Source organism: Pelagibius sp. (assembly GCF_028289705.1).
In the GTDB taxonomy this organism is placed as follows: domain Bacteria; phylum Pseudomonadota; class Alphaproteobacteria; order Kiloniellales; family Kiloniellaceae; genus Pelagibius.
On the sequence record NZ_JANQOI010000187.1, the window covers coordinates 1 to 7,232 of the forward strand.

General features: G+C 65.6%; 7 protein-coding genes. 3 read left to right on the plus strand and 4 right to left on the minus strand.

Features of this window, described 5'->3' with window-relative positions; genetic code table 11:
* On the plus strand, positions 1 to 1,895 hold a 1,895-nt coding region (locus tag Q0996_RS24050; protein WP_299626243.1), incomplete at its 5' end, for a transglycosylase domain-containing protein.
* Positions 1,896 to 1,899: 4 nt separating this feature from the next.
* Here Q0996_RS24050 and Q0996_RS24055 read toward each other — a convergent pair.
* A complete protein-coding gene (locus Q0996_RS24055; RefSeq protein WP_299626246.1) occupies positions 1,900 to 3,105 on the minus strand; it encodes a multidrug effflux MFS transporter in 1,206 nt (401 codons plus the stop codon).
* Positions 3,106 to 3,215: 110 nt separating this feature from the next.
* On the opposite strand from Q0996_RS24055, the gene Q0996_RS24060 reads away from it, so the two are divergent.
* Positions 3,216 to 3,656, plus strand: a complete 441-nt coding sequence (locus Q0996_RS24060; RefSeq protein ID WP_299626248.1) for a glyoxalase/bleomycin resistance/extradiol dioxygenase family protein — start codon at positions 3,216 to 3,218, stop codon at positions 3,654 to 3,656.
* 297 nt (positions 3,657 to 3,953) lie between these two features.
* On the opposite strand, the gene Q0996_RS24065 is transcribed toward Q0996_RS24060, so the two are convergent.
* Together Q0996_RS24065 and Q0996_RS24070 are read right to left on the minus strand one after the other, a co-directional pair.
* Positions 3,954 to 4,352, minus strand: coding sequence for a PEP-CTERM sorting domain-containing protein (locus Q0996_RS24065; protein WP_299626251.1), 399 nt, complete (start codon positions 4,350 to 4,352; stop codon positions 3,954 to 3,956).
* A 1,090-nt stretch (positions 4,353 to 5,442) separates the two neighbouring features.
* Complete coding sequence (locus tag Q0996_RS24070) at positions 5,443 to 6,180, minus strand: M48 family metallopeptidase (RefSeq protein WP_299626254.1); 738 nt, start codon at positions 6,178 to 6,180, stop codon at positions 5,443 to 5,445.
* Positions 6,181 to 6,268: 88 nt separating this feature from the next.
* Here Q0996_RS24070 and Q0996_RS24075 point away from each other — a divergent pair, with 88 nt between their 5' ends.
* Positions 6,269 to 6,508: a hypothetical protein gene (locus tag Q0996_RS24075; protein WP_299626257.1), complete on the plus strand. Its 240-nt coding sequence runs from the start codon at positions 6,269 to 6,271 to the stop codon at positions 6,506 to 6,508.
* Between the two features lie 190 nt (positions 6,509 to 6,698).
* Here the strand turns inward: Q0996_RS24075 and Q0996_RS24080 are convergent.
* The coding region (locus Q0996_RS24080; protein ID WP_299626260.1) for a methylated-DNA--[protein]-cysteine S-methyltransferase at positions 6,699 to 7,232 on the minus strand (534 nt) is incomplete at its 5' end.

The following is a 7,232-nucleotide window of genomic DNA, read 5'->3' on the forward strand; positions in this document are numbered from 1 at the left end:
GGCTTGGCGTGGTGGTGGCCGGGGTGCTCGCCTGGTATCCCTACGACCTGCGGGAGGGCGGGGCCATCGAAAAGCTGACCCGCCGGCCGAACATCACCCTGGTGGCGGCCGACGGCTCGCGCCTCGCCTCCTTCGGCGACCGTTTCGGGGCCACCCGCAGCCTGCGGGAGCTGCCCCCGCACCTGCCCCGAGCGGTGGTGGCGGTGGAGGACCGCCGCTTTTACGAGCACGGCGGGGTCGATTTCCGCGGCCTGCTGCGCGCCACCGTCGTGAATATCCGCGACGGGCGGATCTCCCAGGGCGGCTCCACCCTCACCCAGCAGCTCGCCAAGAACCTCTTCCTGACCTCCGCGCGGACCCTGAAACGCAAGATTCAGGAGGTCATGCTGGCGCTCTGGCTGGAGCGCCGCTTCACCAAGGATCAGATCCTTACGATCTACCTCAACAGGGTGTATCTGGGTGCCGGCACCTACGGCATGGACGCCGCGGCGCGCCATTACTTCGGCAAGCCGGCCACGGAGGTGACGCTCTACGAGGCGGCGCTGCTGGCGGGTCTCCTGAAGGCGCCCTCGCGGCTCAATCCGACGCGCGATCCCGCCGGGGCCGACCAGCGCGCCGGTCTGGTGCTGCGCACCATGGTGGAGTCCGGCTTCATCACCCAGGCCGAGGCGGCGGCTGCCCTGGCGAAGAAGACACCGACCCGGGTGGCCAGCGGCAATCTGGCCCCCTACTTCGCGGATTGGATCGTGGCCCAGGTGCGCGACTACCTCGGCGGCATCGACAGCGACATCCGGGTGGTCACCACCATCGACCCAGGCCTGCAGCGGATCGCGCGGGAGGAACTCACCGGCCTCCTGGGCGAGCAGGCCGAAGCCCGCAAGGCCGAACAGGCGGCGCTGGTCAGCCTGGCACCGGACGGAGCGGTGCGGGCCATGGTTGGCGGGCGCGACTACGCCACCAGCCAGTTCAACCGGGCGACCCAGGCCCTGCGCCAGCCCGGCTCCGCCTTCAAGGCCTTCGTCTATCTGGCCGGGCTCGAAGCCGGCATGACCCCCGAGAGCCCGGTGGTCGACGCCCCGGTGCGCATGGGCCAGTGGCGGCCCAAGAACTACGCTGGGCGCTACTACGGCAACGTGACCCTGCAGGAATCCTTCGCCCGCTCGATGAACTCGGTGGCGGTCCGGGTGACCCAGAAGGTGGGCCCGAAGAAGGTGGTGGAGGTGGCGCGGCGCCTGGGCATCAGCAGCGATCTGCGGCCCAACGGCGGCATCGCTCTCGGCGCCTCCGAGGTGACGCTGCTGGAGCTGACCGGGGCCTATGCGGTCTTCGCCAACCAAGGGCGGCTGGTGGACCCCTATGCCATCACCGAGATCCGCGACGGCCGCGGCAAGCTGCTGTTCAGCCGTGATCGCCAGCGCCGCGAAAACGTGGTGACGGCCGGCAACATCGCCAAGATGGCCAACATGATGTCGGCCACGGTGGTCTGGGGCACCGGCAAGGCGGCTCAGCCCGGCCGGGCCGCCGCCGGCAAGACCGGCACCAGCCAGGATTTCCGCGATGCCTGGTTCGTCGGCTATACCGCCGAACTGGTGACCGGTGTCTGGTTCGGCAACGACGACGGGCGGCCGATGAACAAGGTGACCGGCGGCACCCTGCCGGCCCAGCTCTGGGGCAGGACCATGACCCGCGCCCTCGACGGCCTGCCGCAACAGCCGCTGCCCGGCGGCGGTGGGGCGGCGATCGCCGAGGCCAAGGGCATCGGCGGCTTCATCGGCCGTATCCTGAAGGGGCTGACGGAAGACAGCTCTGCCACTCCCCAGCGCCAGACCACCCGGGCAACGCCGGAGACGGAAAAGCGCAAGCCCTTCTGGGAGGGGGAGAGCCAGCGCGACTGAGGCGCTAATCTGCCTCTGCGGGCTCCGGCGCTGCCGGCCGCACCATCAGCCAGTAGGAGAGGGTGGCGCCCAGCGCCACCAAGGCGATGGCGGCCATCATCGGCAGCGCCGAGGTGTCGCTGCCGTGGCCCACGGCGATGCCCACCAGGGCGGCCAGGCTCATCTGGAAGAACCCCAGCAACGCCGAGGCGGAGCCGGCCACCTTGGGAAAGGGGCCGACGGCACCGGCCTGGGCGTTGGGCAGAACCAGCCCGGTCCCCACCATGAACAGCGTGACCGGCCCGACCACCGAGGCGACGGTCAGGATGTCGGCCCCGTAGAGCAGGACCCCCAGCAGCCCGCCCAGGCACTGCACCAGGGTGCCGAGCTGGATCAGCGGGCCGTGGCCCAGGCGCGTGGTCAGGCGTCCCGAGCAGAAGGTCCCGATCATGTAGCCCACGACGATGGCGGCGAAGCAGAAGCCGTATTGGTCCGGGCTCAGACCCAACAGACCGATGAGCACGAAGGCCGATCCGGAAATGAAGGAAAAAATGCCGGAGTAGGAAAAGGCGGTGATCAGCACGAAGCCGAGATAGCTGCGATGCCGCAGCAGCATCAGGTAGGTGCTGACCAGGCGGCCGGGTCTGGTGGCCAGCGGGTCCATCCAGCGGTTGGTTTCCGGCAGGACCGCCAGGATCGCCAGCAGAAGCGCCACCGCGAAGCCCACCAGCACCAAGAAATTCGCCTGCCAGCCGAACCAGACCTGCAGGTAGCCGCCGATGATCGGGCCCAGGGCGGGGGCAAGGGCCATGGCCATGCCCATGTAGGAGAGAACCCGCGCCGCGCCCTCGCGCCCGTAGACGTCGCGCACCACCGCGCGGCCCAGCACCGGCCCCACGCAGGCCCCGAGGGCCTGGAGAAAGCGCGCCAGGATCAGGATCTCGATGTCCGGCGCGACCACGCAGAGCGCGGTGGCCGCCAGGTAGAGCGCCAGACCCACCAGGATCACCGGGCGGCGGCCGAAGCGGTCCGACAGGGGTCCGTAGATCAACTGGCTGCAGGCGAAGCCGGCCAGGAAAACCGAGAGGGTGAGCTGGACCTCGGCGGCGCCGACGCCGAAGGCCGTGCCGATGGCGGGCAGGGAGGGCAGGTAGAGGTCGGTGGAAATCGGCCCCAGCGCCACCAGGGCGGTGAGCAGCACGGCAACGGTCAGGCTATCGGCGCGGGCCATCTGGTCTCCTGCAAACGCGGGCAAGTGGCCATTTACCGGCGCCGCCCCGACCCGCTTATAGTCATGGCCAAGCGGCTGTCGCAAGGCCGGCGGATCTGGGGGAGAGGAAGATGGCGGAGGATCGGGAAAGCGCCTTCATGTCGGCGGATGCCTATGGGCGCTCGCTGCGCGGCTTCGGCGTCAACATGCTGGTGCGCGACGTGGCGCGCAGCGTCGCCTTTCTGACCGAGGTGCTGGAGATCGAGTCGGTCTATGCCGAGCGGGACTTCGCGGTCTGCCGCCATCGGGGCCACGAGTGGATGCTGCATTCCGATGCCAGCTACCACAGCAACCCCCTGCTCTCCCTCACCGGCGACGGGGCGATCCGCGGGGCCGGGCTGGAGCTGCGGCTCTACGGCGTCGATCCCGATGCCGCGGCGCAGCGGGCCGAGGGCGGCGGCCATGTCGTCCTGCAAGCCGCCCAGGACAAGCCCCACGGGCTGCGCGAGGCCTTCATCGTCGATCCCGACGGCTATGTCTGGGTGCCCTCTGTGGAGAAGGCCGTTCCTTGAGAGCTGCTACGGCCCTGGGCGGAAAAACCAACTGATCATGGGTTCTGAGGGTGGCGGAAAAGCCGCTGCCGTGCTTTGCCCGGCGTCACGCTCAGCCTTGAGCGTAAGAGGCAACGAACTGGCTAGGCAGGCCAGCAACCCCGCACGGTTTCCGAGGGCCGGGCAGTCGAGGTTGTCATCGTGCCCATAGACCGTGGCAGGACCCTGAATGGCTTCCTGCCCAGCCTAGTGGACTTGACCAGAAGTTGGTACTCAACCCGGACTTAGGATCGCTCATTTGGAGATTAATCGGGCGGATCAATACTCCGGACGGTTCCGCCGGGCGAAGGCGAAGAGTCCAAGTAGGCCTGCCAGAAACATAGCTAAAGTGCCTGGCTCCGGCACGGCAACGGCCTGATTGACTGTCGCCTGCCAGTTGTCCAGATAACCCAATCTGTTTCGAGTGCCAGTGACGTCGGTGCTGGTAACTGCTGTCATGCCAAACGTAATGGCGCCACCTGATGTCGAGAAATCCAACATATCTGGACACACTAGGAGGCCATCTATGCAGGTAAAGTCCGATGGAACGAGCCCTGGGTCGAAAAAAGTTCCGAACGCGTTGCGTGAAACGAACGTCGAGCGATCGTGAAGATAGCTAATCCCGTCCTGAAACAGCCAGAACTGCCACAGATAGCTCCCTCGTACGTCTGCGCTCATGTCGATGCTTGAGATAGCACCCTCTACCGACGGGTCATAGACGGGTAGGACTGGGAGGTGCCAGGTTGCAAAACTTTGTGTGCGTGTCCCATCGGCTGTGTATCTGTGCGCAATCCGTTGAGATGGCCCTGGGTTTCCGATCCCAGTATCTTGTTGGACTGAAAAGGTGCCATTAGCTCCAGGGGTACTATCGGCCTGCTTTTGAATTACCCAATCTGAATCCAGGAACTCACTATCCGAGAAGATCACGGCAGCGACTACCGTTGATGGAGGTAACAACAATAAACTTATGGTTAGGGCAAGCGTTGCTAGTTTCTGTAGAAATAACTGTGGCGTTCGAATCGATGATCCCATTCTCTCATCTCCCCTAGCTTTCAATCGTGAACGGGTAACTCATGTTCTGGAACTACGAGGAAAATCAAAGTGCATCCACCGACAGAAACCATAGCGTTATAGCAGATTGTACCAGTCTCGTATTTGCAAAAAAATCATCCATTTTTCAGGAAAGAGCGCTTATGTGTAATACAAGAATAAACGTGAAGTGCGGTGACTTTACTCGTTGGACAAAAGACGCAAAATCCAACATTGAGGCGCCCGCAGCAATCTTGGAGGAAGACACAAAAGAGGAGCTAGAATTAGGTCATAGGCTCTGAGAAAATGCCCACAGGCCGTACGTTACGATCGACCGAAGATGATCCATGGTTCTTCGGGTATCCACACGGTGGCATACCAAAAACCGACAGGACAAAAGGGATGAGGACAAACAAGAGATAGAAGATAGAAATGCATGAAGCCGGACTCAGTATGTGCACAAGTGCACCACTAGATGACCCGATGGCATGGCGATGCTTCCGAGATCGGGCAACACTCTGCAGTCCTCGTCAGAGAAGGTTAGTGCAGTCAGTGCAGTTTGCGCGTGCCTGCGCTGCGGACTGGCTTAGCTGCTTGCCGGGCGGGCGATGCGCCACCACACTGGAACACCCTCGGTATCACTCTCACCACCATCCGCCCTTATGCTGAGGGCCAGCGGAGCCGGCGTCTCGAAGCATGAGACCTCGGTTTTCGGTCTTCTGATCTGGGACTGGCGCGCTTAGCCGTAGCGGTGCACCTGGGAGCCCTCGCGGCGCAGCCAGTCCTTGGCCCGCTCCATCTCCGCCGTCAGGCCGGCGGTGAGCGTCCAGAACCTCTTGCTGTGGTTCAGCTCCGCGAGATGGGCGACTTCGTGGGCCACCACATAGTCGACCACATAGTCCGGGGTGAGGATCAGCCGCCAGGAGAAGCTCAGATCGCCCTTGCTCGAGCAACTGCCCCAGCGGCTGCGCGGATCGCGCAGGCTGATGCGGCCGACCCGTTGGTCGATCCGGGCCGCCTTGTCCCGGGCCCGGCGGGAGATTTCCTGGCGGGCTTCGCGCTTCAGGAAATCGCCGAGGCGGCGCGGCAGGTGTTCGGCCTGTCCCGAAACGGTGATGGTCCCGGGGCTGCGCCAGACCCCGCGGCGGGCCCGGGCGTTGTGTTCCACCACGTGGGCGACCCCCAACACGGGAATGACCGCGCCGGCGGCAAAGGGCACCCGCGCCGGCACCGCCTCCAGCTTCCCGAGGATCCAGTCGCTGTTGCGCTCGGCGAAGGCCAGGGCCTCACGGATCGGCGTGCGCTGCGGCAGCACGAGAACGATGCCGTCGCCGGCTTTGTTGAGCCGCAGACTGATGCGCCGGGCCTGCGGATGGCGGCGCAGCTCCAAGGGCACGTCCTGGGCGCTCATCTCCAGCCCGCCCGGCTGCAGCCTCTCCAGGCGAATGATCCGCTGGGTACTGCTTCGCGGTAACATGTCTTCCGTAATAGAACATGATCGGGCGATTGGGAACCGCTCCCCGCGGGGATTGTGAATAGGCCCGCGTTCTCAGTAAGTTATCCCGATGGACACACGCCTGCGCCCCGACACCCTGCCGCTGCGGGAGATCGGCATCGGCCACAACGCCGGGCCGCCGCTGGCGCCCTCCGGCTGGCACCTCTACGCCTGGAAGCGCGCCAGGGCGGAGGCCTGGAAAAGTCCCCCGGTGGAGGTGGTGCGTCGGCGCGCCAAGCGCGCCCGCGAACTGGGCATGACCTACAAGCAGTACACGCTCGAGATCCTGGAACGCGGGCGCTACCTCTGAGGTTCTACCCAGCAATCGCAGATCTTGCGGGCGACGAGCCGCACCCTTCGAGACGCGGTTCTGCGAACCGCTCCTCAGGGTGAGGCCCGCCCCGGTCCCTCATGCTGAGGAGGTCGCGCAGCGACCGTCTCGAAGCATGGGAACCGCACCGCTGGCTGGCCGGCTGTGCCGGTCGCCGTAACCGGGCAATCTACTCCGCGCGCGCCGCTTCGTTCTCCAGGAGGCGGGCCTTGCGCTCGACGCCCCAGCGGTAGCCGCCGAGACCGCCGTCCTCGCGCAGGGCGCGGTGGCAGGGAATGACCAGGGAGACCGGGTTGGTCGCACAGGCCCGCCCCACGGCCCGCTGGCCTTTAGGGACTCCAAGGCGCTCGGCAATCTCGGAATAGGTCCGGGTCTCGCCGCAGGGGATAGCGATCAGCTCCTGCCAGACCCGCCGTTGAAAGGCGGTGGCGCGCACGTCCAGCGGCAGCTCGGCGTGGGGCGTCTTGCCCTCCAGGTAGTCGATCACCACGGCCACGGACTGGGCGATGGAATGGCGGTCCCGGACGATGCTGCTGGCTTGCGGGAATTCCCGTTCCAGCGTCTCCAGCAGCGCCGCGTCGCTGGTGCCGAGGGAGACGAAGCAGATCCCCTTGGCAGTGGCGGCGACCAAGAGCCGCCCGAGGGGCGAGGCCACCACGTCATAGGCGATCTCGGCGCCCTTGCCGCCCTTGGCGTAGGAGGC